This is a genomic window from Vibrio sp. Vb1026 (assembly GCF_033338745.1).
Classification (GTDB): Bacteria; Pseudomonadota; Gammaproteobacteria; order Enterobacterales; family Vibrionaceae; genus Vibrio; species Vibrio alginolyticus.
In genome coordinates, this window is sequence record NZ_JAWOTH010000224.1 from 1 (window position 1) to 1,001 (window position 1,001).

Consider the following 1,001-nt stretch of genomic DNA (forward strand, 5'->3'; position numbering starts at 1 on the left):
TTATCGATTTTTATGCTCACCATGGATTTGAAGTTATTTCTGACAGTTACTTAGAAGATGGAATTCCACACGTAGACATGCGCAGGAAGCATTCGACTCAATAAACCTCTACAAAACTGCAATAAAAAAGACGCGAGATGATCGCGTCTTTTTTAAATCTACAACGGAAACTATTTGTTTCTGCCGAAGCTGCCATCCGATAGACGGAAGAACATAACCGAATGATCGCTCTTTTCCAGTTGCAACATATCTAACTGGCCGTTTTCTGAGAGTTTAAAACGGATGAGTTGCCCCTGCTTGATATGGCTCAGTGGCTTGTCGCTTCCTTCTATTTTTACTAAGGCGCTAAGGTCAGCCATAGAAAGCTGATTGTTGCGAAAAACTTGAGCTAACGTATCACCATTCTTCACATGGTACTCTTTCCAGTCTTCTGACTTAGGCCCCGAGTTTTGCGACGTACGTTGCTGACTCAGGCTTTGCGCATTTAACTGGATCGCAACACGCTGGCTATCCACTTCACCCTGCGGTTCGACTAACGTTTCCGTTTTTTTCGGTAACGGTACAATCAGAAGTAGAAGTAATAATGGCATTAACACCATCAAAGCTCGTTGATGGAATTTAGGTAAGCGCTGCCAAAATGCCTTGATTGGTTCTACACGTTCCAACCACTTACTTTTGTTGAACGGCTGCTTCCAGTTGATAGCAGCGAACTTTTGTTTGACCAACTCGACGTAGTCGACTTGCTGCTTTTTCTTTCTGCGACGATTCATGTTGATGTGTCCCTTAATACTTCTACTACCAGTATAAAAATACCAGCGCGGAGAGTATATGGTTTTGACTAAAGTAAAATGGAATTTGGTTTAAATTAGCAGAAATTTCACTTGGAGTAAGAGATAAGTCACACGCTGACTGGTCAGATAACGCAATCGCCAGCAATTATTTAAACCTAAGCTCGAAACTGATATCCTGTTACCTTTATCACTCCTAATAAGAGCGACATT

The 1,001-nt window shown here is 41.8% G+C and carries 2 protein-coding genes; one reads left to right on the plus strand and one right to left on the minus strand.

Annotated elements, in window-relative coordinates:
* Positions 1–104, plus strand: a 104-nt coding sequence (locus R7E47_RS25465; RefSeq protein WP_318085623.1) for a GNAT family N-acetyltransferase, incomplete at its 5' end; no start/stop codon positions are given.
* Positions 105–170: 66 nt separating this feature from the next.
* Here the strand turns inward: R7E47_RS25465 and R7E47_RS25470 are convergent.
* Positions 171–770: a LysM-like peptidoglycan-binding domain-containing protein gene (locus R7E47_RS25470; protein WP_025527311.1), complete on the minus strand. Its 600-nt coding sequence runs from the start codon at positions 768–770 to the stop codon at positions 171–173.
* Between the last annotated feature and the right edge of the window lie 231 nt (positions 771–1,001).

Coding starts and splice junctions, on each gene's coding strand:
- R7E47_RS25470 (WP_025527311.1), bottom strand. CDS start 770: ATGAATCGTCGCAGAAAGAAAAAGCAGCAAGTCGACTACGTCGAGTTG.